Source organism: Methyloceanibacter caenitepidi (assembly GCF_000828475.1).
Lineage (GTDB): Bacteria > Pseudomonadota > Alphaproteobacteria > Rhizobiales > Methyloligellaceae > Methyloceanibacter > Methyloceanibacter caenitepidi.
Window position 1 is genome coordinate 1,032,253 of the sequence record NZ_AP014648.1, and the last position, 18,109, is coordinate 1,050,361.

General features: G+C 63.9%; 18 protein-coding genes. 6 read left to right on the forward strand and 12 right to left on the reverse strand.

Going from position 1 to position 18,109, the window contains the following annotated elements:
* The first annotated feature begins 5 nt into the window (after window positions 1-5).
* Entirely contained in the window at window positions 6-608 is a 603-nt protein-coding gene (locus tag GL4_RS04800) for a GNAT family N-acetyltransferase (protein ID WP_045365141.1), read from the forward strand.
* A complete protein-coding gene (locus GL4_RS04805) occupies window positions 605-3,691 on the forward strand; it encodes an EAL domain-containing protein (RefSeq protein ID WP_244462681.1) in 3,087 nt (1,028 codons plus the stop codon). The genes GL4_RS04800 and GL4_RS04805 overlap by 4 nt, the downstream gene beginning before the upstream one ends.
* A 45-nt stretch (window positions 3,692-3,736) precedes the next feature.
* Here GL4_RS04805 and GL4_RS04810 read toward each other — a convergent pair whose 3' ends face one another.
* The gene (locus GL4_RS04810; RefSeq protein WP_045365144.1) at window positions 3,737-4,342 is read right to left on the reverse strand and encodes a YqgE/AlgH family protein; all 606 of its coding nucleotides are present in this window, start codon (window positions 4,340-4,342) and stop codon (window positions 3,737-3,739) included.
* A 167-nt stretch (window positions 4,343-4,509) separates the two neighbouring features.
* Between GL4_RS04810 and GL4_RS04815 the strand changes: the two genes are divergently transcribed.
* Window positions 4,510-5,373, forward strand: a complete 864-nt coding sequence (locus tag GL4_RS04815) for a protein-disulfide reductase DsbD domain-containing protein (RefSeq protein ID WP_172653294.1) — start codon at window positions 4,510-4,512, stop codon at window positions 5,371-5,373.
* A 10-nt stretch (window positions 5,374-5,383) separates the two neighbouring features.
* On the opposite strand, the gene GL4_RS17420 is transcribed toward GL4_RS04815, so the two are convergent.
* On the reverse strand, window positions 5,384-5,569 hold the full coding sequence (locus GL4_RS17420; protein WP_156137395.1) for a hypothetical protein: 186 nt from the start codon (window positions 5,567-5,569) through the stop codon (window positions 5,384-5,386).
* A gap of 162 nt (window positions 5,570-5,731) precedes the next feature.
* Between GL4_RS17420 and GL4_RS04820 the strand changes: the two genes are divergently transcribed.
* Window positions 5,732-6,217, forward strand: coding sequence for a peroxiredoxin (locus GL4_RS04820; protein WP_045365148.1), 486 nt, complete (start codon window positions 5,732-5,734; stop codon window positions 6,215-6,217).
* A gap of 38 nt (window positions 6,218-6,255) precedes the next feature.
* Here the strand turns inward: GL4_RS04820 and rnhA are convergent, their stop codons facing one another.
* From rnhA to ispH, 3 genes are read right to left on the reverse strand one after another with little or no spacing between them, the layout of a single operon-like run.
* Window positions 6,256-6,699: a ribonuclease HI gene (gene rnhA / locus GL4_RS04825; RefSeq protein WP_045365151.1), complete on the reverse strand. Its 444-nt coding sequence runs from the start codon at window positions 6,697-6,699 to the stop codon at window positions 6,256-6,258.
* Between the two features lie 11 nt (window positions 6,700-6,710).
* The gene (locus tag GL4_RS04830; RefSeq protein WP_045365154.1) at window positions 6,711-7,679 is read right to left on the reverse strand and encodes a homoserine kinase; all 969 of its coding nucleotides are present in this window, start codon (window positions 7,677-7,679) and stop codon (window positions 6,711-6,713) included.
* Window positions 7,680-8,672: a 4-hydroxy-3-methylbut-2-enyl diphosphate reductase gene (gene ispH / locus GL4_RS04835; RefSeq protein WP_045365157.1), complete on the reverse strand. Its 993-nt coding sequence runs from the start codon at window positions 8,670-8,672 to the stop codon at window positions 7,680-7,682.
* A gap of 253 nt (window positions 8,673-8,925) precedes the next feature.
* Here ispH and GL4_RS16565 point away from each other — a divergent pair, with 253 nt between their 5' ends.
* Window positions 8,926-9,564 carry a hypothetical protein gene (locus GL4_RS16565; protein WP_172653295.1) on the forward strand — a complete coding sequence of 213 codons (639 nt, stop codon included), beginning with the start codon at window positions 8,926-8,928 and terminating at the stop codon, window positions 9,562-9,564.
* Between the two features lie 16 nt (window positions 9,565-9,580).
* Window positions 9,581-10,360 (forward strand): phosphodiester glycosidase family protein, encoded by a 780-nt coding sequence (locus GL4_RS04845; RefSeq protein ID WP_045365160.1) that lies wholly within the window; start codon window positions 9,581-9,583, stop codon window positions 10,358-10,360.
* A gap of 9 nt (window positions 10,361-10,369) precedes the next feature.
* Here the strand turns inward: GL4_RS04845 and GL4_RS04850 are convergent, their stop codons facing one another.
* From GL4_RS04850 to smc, 7 genes are all read right to left on the reverse strand, one after another.
* Window positions 10,370-11,857 carry a glycosyltransferase gene (locus tag GL4_RS04850; RefSeq protein ID WP_045365163.1) on the reverse strand — a complete coding sequence of 496 codons (1,488 nt, stop codon included), beginning with the start codon at window positions 11,855-11,857 and terminating at the stop codon, window positions 10,370-10,372.
* A gap of 61 nt (window positions 11,858-11,918) precedes the next feature.
* Window positions 11,919-12,410 (reverse strand): F0F1 ATP synthase subunit B family protein, encoded by a 492-nt coding sequence (locus GL4_RS04855; RefSeq protein WP_052464130.1) that lies wholly within the window; start codon window positions 12,408-12,410, stop codon window positions 11,919-11,921.
* 3 nt (window positions 12,411-12,413) lie between these two features.
* Window positions 12,414-12,899 carry a F0F1 ATP synthase subunit B family protein gene (locus tag GL4_RS04860; RefSeq protein WP_045365166.1) on the reverse strand — a complete coding sequence of 162 codons (486 nt, stop codon included), beginning with the start codon at window positions 12,897-12,899 and terminating at the stop codon, window positions 12,414-12,416.
* Window positions 12,900-12,937: 38 nt separating this feature from the next.
* The gene (locus tag GL4_RS04865; RefSeq protein ID WP_045365169.1) at window positions 12,938-13,165 is read right to left on the reverse strand and encodes a F0F1 ATP synthase subunit C; all 228 of its coding nucleotides are present in this window, start codon (window positions 13,163-13,165) and stop codon (window positions 12,938-12,940) included.
* A gap of 38 nt (window positions 13,166-13,203) precedes the next feature.
* A complete protein-coding gene (locus GL4_RS04870) occupies window positions 13,204-13,929 on the reverse strand; it encodes a F0F1 ATP synthase subunit A (RefSeq protein WP_045365172.1) in 726 nt (241 codons plus the stop codon).
* 77 nt (window positions 13,930-14,006) lie between these two features.
* Window positions 14,007-14,408: an AtpZ/AtpI family protein gene (locus GL4_RS04875; protein ID WP_052464131.1), complete on the reverse strand. Its 402-nt coding sequence runs from the start codon at window positions 14,406-14,408 to the stop codon at window positions 14,007-14,009.
* A 219-nt stretch (window positions 14,409-14,627) separates the two neighbouring features.
* Entirely contained in the window at window positions 14,628-18,077 is a 3,450-nt protein-coding gene (gene smc, locus GL4_RS04880) for a chromosome segregation protein SMC (RefSeq protein WP_045365175.1), read from the reverse strand.
* Window positions 18,078-18,109 lie beyond the last annotated feature (32 nt).

An 18,109-nucleotide genomic window follows, 5' to 3' on the forward strand; every position in this document is an offset into this window, starting at 1 on the left:
GACGAATGGCCTTGCTGCGAGCTGCAACACCTGGGGATTTCGGTCCGGTTCTCGAGACCGATCGGGTGCTGCTGCGCGCGCCTCAGATGTCGGACTATCCGGCGTGGGCGGAGCTGCGTGCCGCCAGCCAGGATTTCCTCGTCCCGTGGGAGCCTCTCTGGGCGCCGGACGAGCTCTCCAGAGCCTCCTTCCGCCGCCGCATTCGCCACTATCTGCGCGATATGCGCGAGGACATGGGCTACGCCCTGTTCGTCTACGATGCGCGGTCCACGGACCTGGTAGGAGGCATCACCTTGTGCAATGTCCGGCGCGGCGTGACGCAGTCGTGTACGCTCGGCTACTGGGTCGGCGAGGCATACGCGCGCCAAGGATACATGACCGCCGCGGTTCGCGCGGTCGTGCCGTTCGTATTCGATTCGCTTGAACTGCACAGGCTCGAAGCGGCCTGTCTGCCGACGAATACCGCATCGATGCGGCTTTTGGAGCGGGTTGGGTTCAAGAAGGAAGGACTTGCGCGCCGGTATCTGCGTATCAACGGCGACTGGCGCGATCACGTGCTTTATGCGCTTCTGGAATCGGATCCGCGCGTACCGGGGAACGGAGGGTGAGTGTGGCCCCACATGGCTCGGTGAGCGCCCATTGCGCCGTGCCAAGACACTCCGGCTCCCGGCGGCAGCGCCGGGCCGGAGCGCTTGCGCTCGCCTATGGCCTTCTGCTGACCTTGTCGCTGTTCTGTCCGCCGCTTGCGGGTGTCGCCAATGCGATCGAAGCCATTGCCGTGGATCCTGACGCCGCAAAGATGGAGATCACCACCAAGGGCGAGCTCTACGAGGGGCGCGGAGACCGGCTGCAAATCGAAACGGCGCCTGGACCCGATGGCTATATCGGCCGTATGGCGGTTTCGGCCTCGACCCCCGGCACCGACCCCAGCTGGCTGGTCTTTGCGCTGTCGAACCCGACGGATACCCGCATCGTGCGCTGGCTCGTAGCCCCGCGCTACACGCTCGCAAATTCTGGCGTGTTCCGCCCCGAGCTCGACGCGCGCCGCATCACGGCCGTCACGCCCTCGCTCGGCTTCCGTCCGGAGGCCTTGCAAAGCGATCGCGCCGACATGTTCCGGCTGACACTGGAGCCGGGTCAGACCGTGACCTACGCGGCAGAGCTGGCGTCCTCCAAGGTGCCGCAGCTCACGCTGTGGACCCCGAAATTCTACCAGGCCAAACAGCAGGACAGCATGCTGTTCAAGGGCGTGCTCTTAGGGATCACAGGCCTGCTGGCGATTTTCCTGACCGCTATCTTCGCTGCGAACCACCGCGCGATCTTCCCGGCCACCGCGCTCGTCGCCTGGGCGGCTCTGATCTATTTCTGTGTCGACTTCGGCTTCTGGAACAAGCTGTTCCCGGTTGGCCCCGACCGTACGGCCACGTACCGTGCCGCAGCCGAAGCCGGCCTTGCCGCAAGCTTGGCGCTGTTTCTCTATACCTTCCTGCGCATCGGTCTCTGGCACGTATGGATCCGCAGCGTGTTCTGGGTGTGGATCGCGGCGCAGTTCATATTGGTCGTGGTTGCGATCGTCGATCCGCAGACCGCTGCGGGGCTTGCGCGCGCCTCGACCATCATCATCGCGGGCGTCGGGACGGTGCTCATCGCCTATTTCGCGCTCCGCGGGCAGGACCGGGCGCTGTCGTTGATCCCCAGTTGGATGCTGCTGATCGTCTGGCTCCTGGGCGCCTCGATGATCGTCACCGGCAAACTATCCGGCGAAGTGGTCGGATCGAGCCTCATCGCCGGCCTTGTGCTGATCCTGGTGCTGCTCGGCTTCACCGTCACCCAGTTCGCGTTCCACACGGGTGGATCGGCGATGAGCCTGGGGCCGCCCAGCCTCGTGCAGATGAAGTCTCTCGCCGTGGATGGGTCCGGCACCCACGTCTTCCAATGGCACGCGGGCCGCGATCTCATAACCGTGGGCCACGAAGTGGAAGCGGAGCTTGGCCTGGAACCCGGGGCGCTCAACGTCTCCGTCAGCGAGTTCCTGAAGCACATGCACGCCTCGGATCGCGAGCGCTTTCGGCTGCTGATGCAGTCCTTGCAGGAAAAGAAGGGCGGTGACTTCCAGACGGACTTCCGTCTCCGCCGTCACGACGGGACGTATCTTTGGTACGAGCTCAACGCCCAGGCGGCCCCGAACGAGAACGTGCGCCTTCTGCGCTGTGTCGGACTGTTGCGCGACGTGACCAATCTGAAGCGCTCCCATGAACGCCTCATGCATGATGCCGTGCACGACAGCCTGACGGGTCTTCCCAATCGCCAGCTCCTCATGGATCGCCTGGACGGCGCGATCACGCGTGCGGCCGAGGGACAGGCAAACCGTCCGACAATCCTCTTTATCGACATCGACCGCTTCAAGAACGTCAACAAGAGCTTCGGCCTTGTGATCGGAGACTCGATGCTCCTCACGCTCGGGCGGCGTCTCTCTCGCCATCTCAATCCGCAGGACACGCTCGCCCGTCTAGGCGGCGATCAGTTCGCGATCATGTTGATATCGGACAGCGACCCGCATCACGTCGCGACCTTGGCGGAGCGCGTGCGCCGGGCGCTTCGCACGCCGATGAAGATCAGCACCAAAGAGATCATCCTCACCGCCTCGATCGGCATCGTGGTTCACGACGGCTCGCAGGCCAATGCACAAGAGATGCTGCGTGACGGGGAGTTGGCGATGCTGCGCGCCAAGCGCCGCGGCGCGGATCGCATCGAGATTTTCAATCCGGCCATGCGCGCGGAGGAGGAGAACCGTCTTCCGCTCGAGAGCGAGTTGCGTATGGCGCTCCAGCGCCAGCAGATATCGGTGCTTTATCAGCCCATCACACGACTGGCGTCGAACCAGCTCGCCGGCTTCGAGGCGCTGATGCGCTGGGATCATCCGACCCGCGGCCGTCTGTCGCCGCAGGACTTCATTCCGCTCGCGGAGGAATCGGGGCTGATCGTCGAGCTTGGCAGCTACGTTCTCAGCCAAGCCTTGGACGAGGCGGCGACGTGGCACCGCGTCTTGCCGCGCGACCGCGACCCGCTGTTCGTCAGCGTCAATGTCTCGAGCCGGCAGCTCTTCCGCCAGGACATGGTGCAGGAGATCAGGCTGCTTCTCGCGCGCGAGCAGGTGGCGCGCGGCACGCTGAAGCTCGAAGTCACCGAGTCGCTGGTTATGGAGAACCCCGAGCGCGCCGTAGAAATTCTCACCTGGCTCAAAACCTACGGGGCGAGCCTCGCCTTGGACGATTTCGGCACGGGCTACAGCTCGCTCAGCTATCTGCACCGCTTCCCGTTCGACATCATCAAGGTCGACAAGTCGCTGGTGCACGACAGCTCGGACAACGACCAGACCCCGCTGATCCTGCGTTCGGTCGTGACGCTCGCGCACGAGCTCGGCAAGGAAGTGGTTGCCGAAGGGGTCGAGACCCAGGCCGATGCGAACTATCTGCGCTCGATCGGCTGTGAGTTCGGACAGGGCTTCTACTACGGCGAACCGATGTCGGCACGGGATGTCGGCGCGCTGCTCAACGCACTCGCCAATCACCGGCGCCGCAAAGAGCGCGAGCGGGCGCAAGCCGAACGCGCTCCCTCCAGCCTCGATGTCGAGGTGCAGAACCAAGGCGATCTGCCGAGCCTGCCTGGACCGACAACGGCTCAGGCCTAGCCCAAAGCTACAATCGAAAAGACTGTCTAAAGGAGGCCGCCGCGCCTAGGCGTGGCCGGAGTCGCTCACGAGGTGGCTGGGATCGACGCCGAGACTGTCGAGCGCGCGATTGTATTTCCGGTCGACCGCCGGATCGAAGACCAGTTCCGGGTCTGCCGGACAGTTGAGCCAGCCGTTGGACTGAATCTCGTCCTCAAGCTGACCTGGCGCCCAACCCGCATAGCCCAAGGCGAGCAAGGCCTTTGCCGGGCCGCTGCCCTTGGCGATATCGCGCAGGATATCGACAGTGGCGGTCAGGCAGACGCTGTCGTTGATCGGGAGCGTGCTCTCGGCCTTGAAGTAGTCGGCGCTGTGGAGGACGAACCCGCGTCCGGTCTCGACGGGCCCTCCCAGATGCACATCCATGGCGTTCAGGGCGGACGGCAATGAGATGCGTTCCTCGGAGGGGACGATCTTCAGCTGCTCCAGGAGCTCCGCGAAACTGATATTGGGCGCCCGCTGGTTGATGACAATGCCCATGGCGCCTTCCGATGAGTGAGCGCAGACGTAGATCACCGAACGGGAGAAGCGGGGATCTCCCATGGACGGCATCGCAATCAATAGCTGGCCGTCGAGATAGCCTTCCTCATCGGAGTGAAAGTCTGGGTCCATGCCATCATGCTACAGCAGTTCCCGTTTCAGGGAAGAGGGCGTGATCAAATAAGGCAGGGCCGTGCGCTCTCGTCGCGCCGGTCACAAAACAGTGAAACCTTAAGGTCTTAGTCAAGCTCGCGTGGCTAGACAGGTGCGAGTAGATTTCGCAAGCGATGTTGTACTTAATGATGAGACACGGATCGATTCGCCGACCTTCCCTTGCCGCGCTGGGCGTCGCCCTTTTGTGTTGTTTCGGTATCGTCGGCGCCACCCTGGCAGCCTCCTCGGGTCAGTCTCCCTGGTCCGGCCAAGGCAAATCCAAGGTCCGCCTGGTCAGCGGCCTTGTGGAGCAGCAGGGCGAGCCCGCCCGTTTTGCCGGTGTGCAACTCAGGATGGAGCAGGGGTGGAAAACCTACTGGCGCAACCCGGGCGACTCGGGCGTGCCGCCGAGTTTCGACTGGTCCGGGTCCAAGAACGTCAAGAGCATCGATGTTTTCTATCCTGTTCCGCATCGCTTCGCCGACGCAAACGGGACCGCGATCGGGTACGAGGACGAGGTCGTCTTTCCGGTTAAGGTAACCCCCGAACAGGCGAACAAACCCGTGCAGCTCTCGCTGACCTTCGACTACGGTATATGCAAGGATCTCTGCATCCCCAATTCCGCCGACCTCACGGCGGTCCTTCCTGCCGATCTCGGCAAGGGCGATGGGCGGCTCATCGGACAGGCCGTAAAGCGCGTTCCTGCGCCTGCCGGCCCTGATACGCTCCCACGCCTCGGGGCTGTCACCGCCCATCTGGAGGGGGATGAGCCCACGCTGGAGGTCGAGGCGCTCTTTTCGCCCGGCGCCACGCATACCGATCTGTTCGTCACGAGCTCGGAAATCCTGGTGCCGGTGCCCAAGGCGCTTGGGCCTCTCGAGGACGGACGGCAACGCTATTCAGTCGTCTTCCCAACGGCCGAAGAGGGCGCTGCCATCAAGGGCAAGCCGCTGATATTTACGCTTGTTTCGGACCAGGGATCGAGCGAGACCACCCGCGTCGAGCCTTAGCCGGCGGGGCTCATCGCGTCAGAGCGGGGGCGGTCGCCGCGCCGGCAGCTGCGCCTGCGCCCGCGCCGATCGGGCCCGCAAGGGCGGCTCCGAAAACCCCACCGATGGCCGCGCCGCTCACGCGTTTCTGCCCGGTCGTACAGCCGCTGGCGGCAAAGCTGGCAGCAACAATCAGAACGATACCAAGACGTGTCATCGGGTCTCCCTGGGGCGTTATCGTGTTGTGGCGGTCGTGGGGGTAACGCGGATCGGGGGCATCGCGTTCCGCTGGCCGATTGGCGCTTCGGGGGCTAGCCGTTATGGTGGCGGCTGACCACAACCCAAGGCCCTAGCCACAACGACCGAGGAGACGACCCGCATGACAATCGCTGAAGGAGACACGCTTCCGGAAGCCACGTTCCGTACGATGGGTCCCGATGGGATCCAGACCCTGAGCGCAAAGGATGTTTTCGGCGGCAAGAAGGTTGTGCTGTTCGCGGTGCCGGGCGCTTTCACGCCGACCTGTCACCTGAAGCATTTGCCCGGCTTCATCGGGTCCGCCGATGCGTTCAAGGCGAAAGGCGTGGACGACGTAGTCTGCCTGGCTGTCAACGACCCGTTCGTGCTGTCGACCTGGGCCGAGGCGACAGGAGCGGGCGACAAGGTGACGATCTTGTCGGACGGCAATGCCGAATTCACGAAAAAGATCGGCATGGATTTTGACGGCAGCGGGGTTGGGCTCGGGACCCGATCCAAGCGCTATGCGATGGTCGTGGAGGACGGGACCGTCAAAGTCTTGAAGACCGAGGAGAACCCGGGCGAAGCGAACGTCTCGGACGCGGAATCGATGCTCGCGGCTCTGTAAGGCAGGGGCTGCCTGCGGCCCGCGTCATCAACTCAGCTCTATAGGAAGGGAGCCATGCCTTCGCGCGCCAGTTCGTCGGCACGTTCGTTCTCGTCGTGCCCGGCATGGCCTTTGACCCAGTGCCAGGTGACCTGGTGCGGCGCTTCGGCCTGCTCGAGCCTTTGCCACAGCTCGACATTCTTGACGGGTTTCTTGTCGGCGGTGCGCCAGCCGTTACGCTTCCAGCCTTTGATCCAGCCGGTGATGCCGCCCCGCAGATAGTTCGAGTCCGTATAGAGTTCGACGTCGGACGGTCCTTTGAGAGCCTCCAGCGCTTCGATGGCCGCCGTCAGTTCCATGCGGTTGTTCGTCGTTTGCGCCGCGCCGCCCTTGAGCTCCTTGCGGTGTGGGCCCGATTCCAGAATGGCGCCCCAGCCACCGGGTCCCGGGTTCCCGGAACAGGCACCGTCGGTATGAATCACGACTTTGGGTCGGCCCGCCATTGTCTCCGTCCTCAGTCCGAACCCAACCCGTAGTCGCGATACGACTGCACGCGCTGGTGAAAGCGCAGCTTCCGCAGATATTCTCGCGGGTCCTTGGTCTTTACGAGCGCGTTGGCGTCCGTATTCAGAAGATCGTAGGTGCGGGTCAGCAGGAAGCGCAGGGCCGCGCCGCGCGCGAGCCAAGGCAACGCATCCAATTCCGGCTCGGTGAGGGGCCGCGCCTGCTCATAGGCCTGCAGCATCGCGCGCGCCTTGGTGACATTGAAAGAGCCGTCCGGCTCGAAGCACCAGGCATTGAGGCAGACCGCCACGTCGTACGCCATCATGTCGTTGCAGGCGAAGTAGAAGTCGATCAGTCCGGAAAGTTTGTCGCCGAGAAAAAACACGTTGTCGGGAAACAAATCCGCATGGATCACGCTCACGGGCAGGTTCGTGTCCCACTGCGCGCCGAGGAAATCGAGCTCGCCCGCGATCTCGTCGCGCAGGCCTGGAATGACACCGTCGGCGGCCTCCCGCACATCCTCAAAGAGCGAACGCCAGCCCGGTAGCGACAGGTCGTTGTCCCGCTGCATGGGAAAATCGAGTCCGGCCAAGTGAAACTTCGCGAGCGCGGTCCCGAGCTCGGCACAATGGACGATGTCGGGGCGCCGGATCCAGACGCCTTCGAGGAAGCTGATCAGCGCGGCCGGCCGGCCGGCGAGTTCGCGCAGGATGCGTCCGTCCCGGTCACGCACCGGCAAGGGGCAGGTTATCCCCCGCGCGGCGAGATGCTCCATCAGCGACAGAAAATACGGCAGGTCTTCCGCGCGCACCCGCTTTTCGTAGAGCGTCAGGATGAACGGTTCCGTGTCCGTGTGGACGAGATAGTTGGTGTTCTCGACCCCCTCGGCGATTCCCTTGAAGGATGTCAGAGTGCCGATGTCGTAGCTTGCGATGAAGGCTTCGAGCTCTTGATCGCTAACGTCCGTGTAGACCGCCATCTATGCCGCCGTGGAATCTCTCAGGGGACGGGGCAGTTTGAAGGAGATCGTCTCTTCTGCTGTGGTCACGGTCTCGATGCGCACATCGAAGCGTTCCTTGAAGGCGTCGATAATGGTGTCGACCAACACCTCCGGCGCGGACGCACCGGCCGTTACGCCGAGACTGCGAATGTTTTCGAATTCGCTCCAGTCGATCTCGCTTCCTTGCTCCAGGAGCATGGCGCGCGGACATCCGGCGCGCTCGGCGACTTCGACGAGGCGCATGGAATTCGAGCTGTTCGGTGAGCCGACGACAATCATCCTGTCGCACTTTGGCGCGATTCGCTTGACCGCGTCCTGCCGGTTCGTCGTCGCGTAGCAAATATCGTCTTTGCGCGGCACGGCAATATCCGGAAACCGATCCTGCAGAATCGCCAGGATCTCGCGCGTATCGTCCACCGACAGGGTCGTCTGGGTAATGACGGCGAGCTTGGACGGATCTTTCGGGACGAAACTGTACGCGTCTTCATTCGTCTCGATCAGGTTGATCGCTCCTGGCGGCAGCTGCCCTGTCGTGCCGATCACTTCCGGATGACCGGCATGACCGATCAGTAGGATCTCATGACCGCGGTCGAACAGCCGTTCCGCTTCGATATGCACCTTCGAGACGAGGGGGCAGGTTGCGTCCAGCACGAACATGCGGCGGTTGCGTGCGTCCGCAGGGACCGATTTCGGCACGCCGTGCGCTGAAAAAACGATCGGCGCGTCCGTCTCGGGAATCTCCTCGAGTTCCTCGACGAAGACCGCGCCCTTTGCCTCAAGGGACTCGACCACGTAACGGTTGTGAACGATGGCGTGGCGCACATAGACGGGCGCGCCATACTTCTCGAGCGCGAGCTCCACGATCTGGATGGCCCGGTCGACGCCCGCGCAAAAGCCGCGCGGCGCCGCGAGATAGACCGTGAGCTTGGGCCGGGCGCCATTCTGCTTGGTCTCGGGTGTTGTGCCGGTCATCCATGCTCCAGAACTGCTCTGTTTCGATCCCAACGGCCCCATTTCAGCCCAAAACAACGTCGAGCTTGCCTCCAGCGGACGGGAATGTCCCCCTTCGGCGGCCCGAGACGGGTCTTGTAGGGACTGACATCGGCCGATAATTTCGGCACAAATGGCGGCCCGGGGGCGCGCTGGTCGTCAATCGAACAAGTCTGCGCGCGCTCGGGCATATCAGGCTCGGACGCCTGGCATGTCAAGCGAAGGACGGGGAGAGTTGAGGCGTAAGGACGGGCACATCTGGAGCAGCGGGATCGCGCTCGCGGCACTCTTTACGAGTGTTGCGCTCGTATCGGGCTGCGGCGGCGGGGGCGGAACCACGGGTTTCTCCAGCGAGCGCCTGCCTGACACCTTGCCGACTATCAAGATGCCATCGCTGTCCGGCTCCAATGCGCAACCGCAACCGCTGCCTGATCCCACTGCCGCGCCCCAGGTTACGACGGCCGACGGACGGGCGACCAGCTGTCCTCAGGTCGTGGCGTGGCCGAACGAGAAACTCAAGACCGTCTATCAAAACGGCCACGATGGCGACGCCAACTTCATTCTCTATCGCGGCGAGATTACGAAACTCTCGCGCGAGTGCCGTGTCTATGGCGGTCGTGTCGTCGTGAAATACGGCTTCGCGGGGCGTCTCCTGCTCGGGCCCAAGGGCTATCCCGGAAGCTTCTCCTTGCCTGTGTCCGTCAAGGCGACGGATGCCTATAAGGCGCAGATCGGACAGGATCGGATGTCGGTCCGCGTAACGGTCCCCGGCAATCAAACCGTGGGCTATTTCTCCATGGTGCGCGAGATGTCCTTGCCTGTACGCACGGGGACGCGGCTTCAGGACTACAAGATTTTCGTGGCGTTGAAGTAGGAACGCGGAACCCATCATGCGACAGCGCGCGATCTGGGTTTTGGCGGCGCTCGTTCTCGCGGTGGCGCCGGTGCTCCTCGGGGTGGCTCGCGCTGCGGCCGAAGGTTGCCGGAACCGGACGCTTCTCGGTACGCCCTATATCGTCTGCGCGTTCAATCCGGCGACAGACGATCTTCGCCTCTATTGGCGCGGGCAGGACGGACGCCCGTTCCGCACCTTCGATGCACTGTCCCGCGCGCTGCAGAGCGAAGGCCGCAGCCTCGTGTTCGCCATGAACGGCGGCATGTATGAGCGCGATTTCAGCCCCGTCGGTCTTCATATCGAGCTGGGCAACAGGATGTCGCCGCTCAACACAAAGACCCTCACGGGGCGTCCGAGCCAGATCCCGAATTTCTACAAAAAGCCGAACGGCGTCTTCTACTGGGGACAGGGAGGCGCCGGCGTCATCGAGAGCGGCCGGTTCAGCGCGCAGAAGCCGCCTGCGGCGTACGCCACACAATCAGGCCCGATGCTGGTCGTCGAAGGCAAGATCCATCCGGCCTTCATCGAGAAGTCGACCGACTTCAAACCGCGCAACGGCGTCGGTGTGGCGCCGGACGGCACGGTCTATTTCGTGATGACCAAGCGGCGCGTCAGCTTCTACCAGTTCGCGCGCGCCTTTCGGGACGGGCTCGGCGTGCAGAACGCGCTGTTCCTCGATGGAGGCTGGGCGCCGGGGATCTATGCGCCGGAGCTGGGGCGGAACGATTCGCCCGGCCACGGCGGCTACGGTCCGATCATCGCAGTGGTGGAGTAGGGCGCCGACCTAGTCGCAGTTGGGCCAGCACGCCGCAGTCGTGTTGGTCAAAAGCTCAAGCCAACTCTTCACCTGGGCGAACACCAGGAAATTGTCGTGGACCCGCTGCCGGGCGCTGCGCCCCAACGCGGCGCGCTTGGCCTCGTCGCTCAAAAGCGCATCGAGCCCATCGGCGATCTCGCCGGGGTCCCCCGGGTGCTTGATCAGCAGCCCGTCCAAGTCCGGCCGGATCTGCTGTTTGATGCCGACAGCGCTCGACCCCATCACCGCCGCGCGTTTCCACATGGGCTCGGTGACCGTCAGTCCAAAGCCTTCTTGGATCGAGTTCTGTACCACGATGTCGGAGCAGCACTGAAGCGCATTGACGATCAGGGCATTGTTCTCCTTCGAGGACATCGGCAGGGAGACGATCGCGATATCGGCCTGCAGATGCGGCGGTAGGCAGCTATAGGCCGCACAGAGCTCGGAGAGCACCTCCTTGCCCTCGGGATCGTCGTCGACCGATGCCGGGTCGGGTCCGGCGAGGACCAGGCGGGCTAGCTGCAGGGCACGCAAATGATGTTCGTCGAGATCCGTGCGGGCCTCGATGCCGTGCTTGAGCGACACGAATCCTTCCATCAGCGGGAAGAAGCCTTTGAGCCGGTCCCAGCGGGAGATCTGAGTAACGATCGGGCGGAAGAGCAGGCCGAAATCCTCCGGCTCGGTCGCAGGCGCCCAATCCCCGTCGGCCTGCAGCCGCCTAGCGGGTTCCGAATAGGCCGGAGACATGACGGGCCCCCACGGCTTGACGAGCGCGGAATTGGCGAGAATTCCGACCAAGTCGTGAACCTGTAGATGCCGATTCTTGTGGCTGAGCGGATCGATCGCCGGATGGATAATGGTGGCACGCCCGGCAAGAACGCCCGGGATGTACTCCGGAGCCGTGAAGACGGCATGGTCGTAGGGTTTCAGATAGGGATCGAGAAAACCCCACGCCGCGCGCGTCTCCGCCGTCTCCCGGTCAAGACCGATGTGGCAGCGCCAGATCGCCGCGATATCCATCTTCTCGCGCAGGAGTGCGCCCGCGCCCATGGGCTGCGGATCGTGGACCACAAGCACGTCGCCGGGCTGCAGGAAGTCCTCCATCGCCGCCGCGTTCTCGGCGCTGACCCGGTCGTAGACGGCGTGGTCCGGCGCTCCGAGATTGGGGTCCCCGGCGCCGTGGATGAGATTGTGCAGGTTCTTGGTCAGCCGGAAGAAGGCCTGCTCCTGCGTTTCGATGACCAGCCAGTGGGCGTCGACGCCGAGCTCGCGCAGAATTGTCAGCAGCGGCGGCAGCATCTCGGCCACGCCGCCGCCTTGCGCTGTGCTGTTGACCATGACGAGGCGTCGCCCATCGAACCCGGCCAAGCGGCTTTCGGCCTCTTGCCGAAGGCTGCGCACCGTGGCGCTCAGATCCGCGACGCTCTCGTAGTCAGCAAGCGACACCGGATGGCGAGGTTCGACGATCTGAACCATGCCGGAACACTATCGCACCGGCACACAGGATTGCCAAAAAAGGCGAGCGGAGAGTGAGTTGCTAGTTGAGCTTCGACTTCAGGTCGTCGATTCCGGCGCCGATGAGCTTGTCGGCCGTTTCCGGCGTCAGCGAGCCGGAAATTACGGTCCGCGCAGCCATGACCGCCGCATCGGCAGCCGCGGCCCGCACGTCGCGGAGCGCGTCGGCCTCGGCTTGCGCGATCTTGTCCTCAGCCATTTTCATGCGCCGCTCGAATTGCTCGGTCATGGCCTTTGAGGTCTCTAGCGCCAGTGCTTCGGCTTCTTTCCCGGCGAGCTCGATGATGTCCTCGGCTTCCTGGGTGGCGTTGGCCGTCTTCTTCTTGTAGTCGGCAAGAACCGCTTCGGCCTCCTCGCGGAGCGCCTGGGCGTCCGCGAGTTCCTTAGCGATCGCGGATGCCCGATCATCGAGGGCGGCGGCAATCTTCCTGTGGACCCCGAAATAGTAGAGGAGGCCGACAAACAGGAAGAAAGAAACCGCGACCCAGAACTTGTCGGTTGCGAAGATTTCCATCGCTTACGCCTTCCGCGCCGCCGTGACGGCCTTGTCGAGTTCGGCTTTAGACGGCGCGACGCCGATCAGCTGCTTGACGATGTCGGCCGCGGCTTCCGCCGCGACGGCATTGACGTCCTTCATCGCCGAGTCCTTGGCCTTCTCGATCCGTGCCGCCGCTTCCGCAGTCTTGTCGGCCAGCTGCTTGTCGAGCTTGGCCCGCTCCGCGTCGGTCTCGGCCTTCAGCTTGGCGCGTCCTTCTTCGACGATGGCATGCGCCTTCTGCTTGGCCTCGGCCAAGGCCTGCTCGTAAGCGGCAATGGCCTCCTCCGTCTCGCGCTTGTTCTTCTCGGCGGCCTCGAGGTCGCCGGCGATTCTCGCCGCACGCTTATCGATGACCGTGCCGATGCGCGGGATCGCGACCCAAACCATCAGCAGGTAAAGAACGCCGAAGGTGATGAGCAGCCAGATGACTTGCGGAGCCCAATCGAGCGGATTGAGTTGCGGCATAGGTCGTGTCCTTTTGAGAGAGCTTGCCTTAGCTCAGACTAGAACACGAACAGGATGATCAGTGCCACCACGAGGCCGAACAGGCCGGTCGCTTCGGCAAGAGCGAAGCCGAGAAGCAGGTTGGCGAACTGACCGGGAGCGGCCGACGGGTTGCGAAGCGCACCCTGCAGGTAGCTACCGAAGATGTTTCCGATGCCGAGACCGGCACCGATGAGGGCGAGCGAGGCCAGGCCCGCGCCAATAAACTTTGCTGCTTCTGCTTCCATGATCTTAGTCTCCTTGAACGATCGATTGTTTATGTCGGCTAGTGAAGGTGGAGCGCATCGTTGAGATAGATGCAGGTGAGGATGGCGAACACATAGGCTTGCAGGAACGCCACCAGAAACTCGAGCCCGGTGAAGGCCACCATGAAGGCGAGGGCCGCCCAGCCACCGAGAAAACCCATGGCCACGACGAAGGCGGCAAACACCTTCAGAAGCGTATGACCGGCGGTCATGTTGGCAAAAAGACGTACCGAGAGGCTCAAGGGCCGGGTCAGATAAGAGATCACTTCGACCACCACGATGAGCGGCAGGAGGATGAACGGCACGCCCTTTGGCACGAAGAAACTGAAGAAGTGGGCCCCGTGCTTCACGAAGCCGATGATCGTGACGCCGATGAAGACCATCAGAGCGAGGACAAGGGTCACGATGATGTGGCTAGTCACGGTGAAGGAGTACGGCATCATGCCGAGCATGTTCATGGTCAGAACGAACATGAACAGCGTGAAGATGAAGGGAAAATACTTCATCCCGTCGGTCCCGACATTGTCACGGACCATGTTGGCGACGAAGGTATAGGCGAGTTCCGCGACGGACTGAGTCCGGCCCGGAACCATCTCGGCCTTGCGCATGGCGACGATGATGAAGACCGTGATCAGCACGGCGCCGATCACCATGAAGAGCGCGGAATTCGTGAAGGACGCGTCGAAGCCGAAAAGATCGAGTTCGACCAGCCGTTTGATCTCGAACTGGTGCATGGGATCCGGCATGCCGGTTCCACCGCCATGACCATCCCCGTGACCCGCAGTTTCAGCGGCGTAAGCTGCGCCAATCAAGGTCAAAGCCCCTAATCCTCATCGTCTTCTGTCACCGCATCGCGCGCCTTCTGGGTGCGCAAGTGATGACCGGGCATCGGCTCGCCCTGCATTGTCTTCGCTGTTCGCATCACGTTCATGATCCCGCTGGCTGCGCCCAAAACCAGGAACACCAGCATGAAGATCGGCTTCGTGCCGAACAGCTGGTCCAGTGCCCAGCCGATAACCCCCCCAACCACGACGCCGGCGACCAACTCGACCGACAGCTTCACAGCTTGGCCCATGGCCCGACCGCGCCCTTCGGCATCCGCCGGAGGCTGCGACAGCCCCTTGGCCTCCGTCAGCTTTCCCTCGAGCGTGTTGAGCCGCTGCCGAATGCTCTCAGTGTCCTGATCGCCCTTCTTGGCTCCGGACTGATTTTCGGCTCCGGCCATTGCTCTTGCTCAATTCCGGGAGAGCCCTAGAGGACCGGATGGCCCCCAAGCTTCGCGCGCACTTTAGTTAGGGAATCCGCAGTGTCAAGAAAGTCCCAGACGTTGTTGCGCCGCATGTGACACGCGCACCAAGGTTGGCTGACACAGCCCAGGGTAGAGCCCGCAGATGTCCTGAAAACAGCCAAAAAAACGAGCCCTGCCGGTCCGGCTTCTTGTGGACTAGCCCGCGTCGCGCAGCTGCTCGGCGGTCTCAAGGTCGACCGACACCAGCTGGCTCACACCCCGTTCCTGCATGGTCACGCCGAACAGGCGGCTCATGCGCGCCATTGTCAGCGGATGGTGGGTGATGATCAGGAAGCGCGTCTGGGTTTCCTTCGACATTTCCTCCATGAGCCGGCAGAACCGGTCCACGTTGGCGTCGTCCAGCGGGGCGTCCACCTCGTCCAGTACGCAGATCGGCGACGGGTTGGTCAGGAACACCGCGAAAATCAAGGCCAAGGCGGTCAGCGCCTTCTCACCGCCCGACATCAGCGTCAGGGTCTGTGTCTTCTTGCCCGGCGGCTGCGCAAAGATTTCGAGACCCGATTCGAGCGGATCGTCGGAGTCGACGAGCCTGAGCTCGGCCGAGCCGCCGCCGAACAAGGTCTGGAACAGGCGCGAAAAATGCGCGTTGACCGTGTCGAAGGCTTCTAGGAGCCGCTTGCGGCCTTCACGGTTGAGGCTGGAAATGCCCTGGCGCAGCTGCGCGATCGCCTCTTCGACGTCGCCCTTCTCGCGCTCCATGCCCTCCAGTTGTTCCGCAAGCTCGATTTCTTCCTCCTCGGCGCGCAAGTTCACGCCGCCGAGCCGTTCGCGATCGGCCTTGAGCTTGGCCAGGCGCGGCTCGACCTCCTCAAAGGTGGGCAGTTCGGCCCCCTCGGCGAGATTGGCGCGCGGCAGGCATTCTTCCGGCGCGCAGTCGACCTGCTCGCGGATGAGCCTGGACAAGCTGGAGCGGCGTTCCCGGGCGCCTTCGAGCCGCGCTTCACTGCGTGCCTTGCCCTCGCGAGCCGAAGACAGACGCTCCTGGACCGCACGCAGGGCCTTGTCCTGCTCACGCAATGCGGTTTCCGCCTCCGCCAGGTCGTCAGCGGCCTTCGAACGGTCGCGCTCTGCCTCGGCGATGGTGTTCATCAGCTTGGCGCGGCGCTCCTCGATCTCGGCCGGCAGTTTGGCGAGAGCTTCGAGGTCCGCCGTCGTTTCGGACTTGCGCGTGCCGAGCGTCTCGATGTGCTGTTGCGCGTTCGCGATCCGCTTGCGCCAAAGATCCTCTTCGGCCGTGATGGCCCTGATGCGCTCCGTGCGAAGCCGCACCTCGTTTTCGAAGCTCTTGAGATTGGCTTGGGCCTGCGCTGCCTCGGAGCGCGCGTTGGCGGCATCTCCTTGGGCCGTTTCTAGCGCCGTCGTCAGCCCGTCGAGCGCCGTGAGTTCCTGCAGTGCGCTGACTGCGGCCTCGGCCTGTTCCTGGGCCTCGTCGCGAGCGGACTTGGTTCGACTCAACGCTTCCGACAAGGCGCCCAATTGTTTGCTGTTGGCCTGGACTTCGCGCTCCACGGTGGCGATGGCGCTGCGCGTCCGTTCGAGCTCCGCGCGGTCTTCCTTGATCTTGATGCGGAGTTCCTTCGTCTTCAGGCTTGCGGCCTGGCTTGCCTCGGTCGCGGCCTCGAGCGCCGCCTGGGCCGCCGTCTGGGCGTCCTCGGCGTCGACCTTCAGGGTCTTCAGCGATTCGAGCCGCGTGCGCTCCTCGAGACGTGCGCCTTGGGCGGTCGCCGCGCCGGCCTGAACGCTGTAGCCGTCCCAGCGCCACAGATCGCCGTCCTTCGAGACCAGGCGCTGGCCGGGCTTCAACACCGCTTGCAGTTCCGCCCCTCGGCCGGCCTCGACCACGCCGATCTGGGACAGCCGGCGCGCCAGGGCCTCAGGCCCGGTCACGAACTGGCTGAGCGGAATGGCGCCCGCGGGCAAGGCCGGATCGTCGGTGCTGGCGGCGAAGTTGCGCCAATGCACTGGCGCGCTGTCTTCGGCGGCGGCGTCGAGATCATCACCCAGCGCCGCGCCCAGCGCGTGCTCGTAGCCACCCTCGATCCGGACATCCTCGACGATCGGGGTCCACTCGTTCGGGGGCGCCAAAAGCTTCAGCAAGGTTGCGAGTTCGGTCTCGATCTCCTGACGGGCCAGCTTGGTGTCGGCAAGCGCGCTCCGAAGCTGCGTCTCCTCGGCCCTGGCTTGCTCCTCGTCCGCTTCGGCCTGCGTCAGAGCCGTGACGGCTTCCTCCAAAAGCGCGGCAGCCCGCTCGGCCTCGCCATTCAGTTCCGAGAGTTTCGCCTCGCCGCCGCTTTCCGCCTCCAGATTGGCGAGCTGCTGCGCCAGATCCTCGGACTGAGATTCAAGCTGAGCGATCCGGCTGGCAAGCCGCGTCTGTTCGTTCTCCAGGCGGCCGCGCTCGGCCCTTGCCTCGGCAAGCTCCGTCGTGGCCGCGCGCAACGCCGTTTCGGCCTCGCCCAGCACGGTGGCCGCGGTGGCGGCGGCTTCGCGCAATTGCGGCTCCACGCTGTCGTCGGTGCCGACGGCCTCGAGCCCGGCCTTTTCCTCGGCGAGCCCATCCAGAACCTTGTTGGCTTCGGCGATCTGCTCCTCTTCGCGGGTCAGATCGCGCGCAGCCTGGGCGAGTTGCGTCTCGAGCTCCGCCTGCCGGGCCTTGGCGCGGGCTTCCTCACGCTCCAGGGCGTCGCGATCCACGGTGAGCCGGTGCAGAACCGCCGCGCGGGCGGCCTCTTCGTCCCGCAAGGGCTGAAGTTTCTCGGCCGCCTCCGACTGGGCCCGCAAAGCCTCCGCTTCGGCCTTGGTCTCGTCGGCCACGGTCCTCAGTGACTCCTGGAACGCCGCCTCGTCCCCTTCGACCTGCGCGCAGGCCGCCACCCATTGCAGGTGATAGGAGAGGGCTTCCATCTCCTGAATCTTTGTCGAGATATCGCGGTAGCGCTTCGCCTGACGGGCTTGGCGGCGTGTCGCCTGAAGCTGCGATGTCAACTGGCCGATGAGATCGGCCAGGCGCGCGAGATTGCTTTCCGCCGCCTTGAGGCGCAATTCCGCTTCATGGCGCCGGCTGTGAAGACCGGCAACGCCCGCGGCATCCTCCAACACGCGCCGCCGCTCCAAGGGCGTCGCGCTGACGATCTCGCCAATACGCCCCTGTTGCACGAGGGCCGGCGAGCGGGCGCCGGTCGCGGCGTCTTCGAACAGGAGGCGCACATCGCGCGCCCGTACATCCTTGCCGTTGACGCGATAGGCCGAGCCGGCTTCCCGCTCGATCCGCCGCGTCACTTCCAGGACGTCCGAGTCGTTGAATTCGGCAGGCGCCAGGCGGGCGCTATTGTCGATGAAAAGGGTGACTTCAGCCGTGTTGCGGGCCGGCCGGTCCTGCGCGCCCGCGAAGATCACATCGTCCATGGCCGAGCCGCGCATGCTCTTGTAGGACGTCTCGCCCATGGCCCAGCGCAGGGCTTCCAGCAGATTGGACTTGCCGCAGCCATTGGGGCCGACCACGCCGGTCAAGCCTTGTTCGATGACGAGCTCTGTGGGCTCGACGAACGATTTGAACCCAAGAAGGCGAAGCCTGGAGATTTGCACCTGCTGACGATCCTTATCTGCTACCGGGTCTA

Excerpts from the sequence above, each read along its gene's own strand:
- GL4_RS04810 (WP_045365144.1), bottom strand. The coding sequence starts at position 4,342 with ATGGACCCAGACTTTCACTCCGATGAGGAAGGCTATCTCGACGGCCAG.
- GL4_RS04860 (WP_045365166.1), bottom strand. The coding sequence starts at position 12,899 with ATGCCGCAACTCAATCCGCTCGATTGGGCTCCGCAAGTCATCTGGCTG.
- GL4_RS04820 (WP_045365148.1), top strand. The coding sequence starts at position 5,732 with ATGACAATCGCTGAAGGAGACACGCTTCCGGAAGCCACGTTCCGTACG.
- GL4_RS04875 (WP_052464131.1), bottom strand. The coding sequence starts at position 14,408 with ATGGCCGGAGCCGAAAATCAGTCCGGAGCCAAGAAGGGCGATCAGGAC.
- ispH (WP_045365157.1), bottom strand. The coding sequence starts at position 8,672 with ATGACCGGCACAACACCCGAGACCAAGCAGAATGGCGCCCGGCCCAAG.
- GL4_RS04855 (WP_052464130.1), bottom strand. The coding sequence starts at position 12,410 with ATGGAAATCTTCGCAACCGACAAGTTCTGGGTCGCGGTTTCTTTCTTC.
- GL4_RS04845 (WP_045365160.1), top strand. The coding sequence starts at position 9,581 with ATGCGACAGCGCGCGATCTGGGTTTTGGCGGCGCTCGTTCTCGCGGTG.
- GL4_RS04870 (WP_045365172.1), bottom strand. The coding sequence starts at position 13,929 with ATGCCGGATCCCATGCACCAGTTCGAGATCAAACGGCTGGTCGAACTC.
- GL4_RS04850 (WP_045365163.1), bottom strand. The coding sequence starts at position 11,857 with ATGGTTCAGATCGTCGAACCTCGCCATCCGGTGTCGCTTGCTGACTAC.
- GL4_RS04865 (WP_045365169.1), bottom strand. The coding sequence starts at position 13,165 with ATGGAAGCAGAAGCAGCAAAGTTTATTGGCGCGGGCCTGGCCTCGCTC.
- GL4_RS04815 (WP_172653294.1), top strand. The coding sequence starts at position 4,510 with ATGATGAGACACGGATCGATTCGCCGACCTTCCCTTGCCGCGCTGGGC.
- GL4_RS04830 (WP_045365154.1), bottom strand. The coding sequence starts at position 7,679 with ATGGCGGTCTACACGGACGTTAGCGATCAAGAGCTCGAAGCCTTCATC.
- GL4_RS17420 (WP_156137395.1), bottom strand. The coding sequence starts at position 5,569 with ATGACACGTCTTGGTATCGTTCTGATTGTTGCTGCCAGCTTTGCCGCC.
- rnhA (WP_045365151.1), bottom strand. The coding sequence starts at position 6,699 with ATGGCGGGCCGACCCAAAGTCGTGATTCATACCGACGGTGCCTGTTCC.
- GL4_RS04800 (WP_045365141.1), top strand. The coding sequence starts at position 6 with ATGGCCTTGCTGCGAGCTGCAACACCTGGGGATTTCGGTCCGGTTCTC.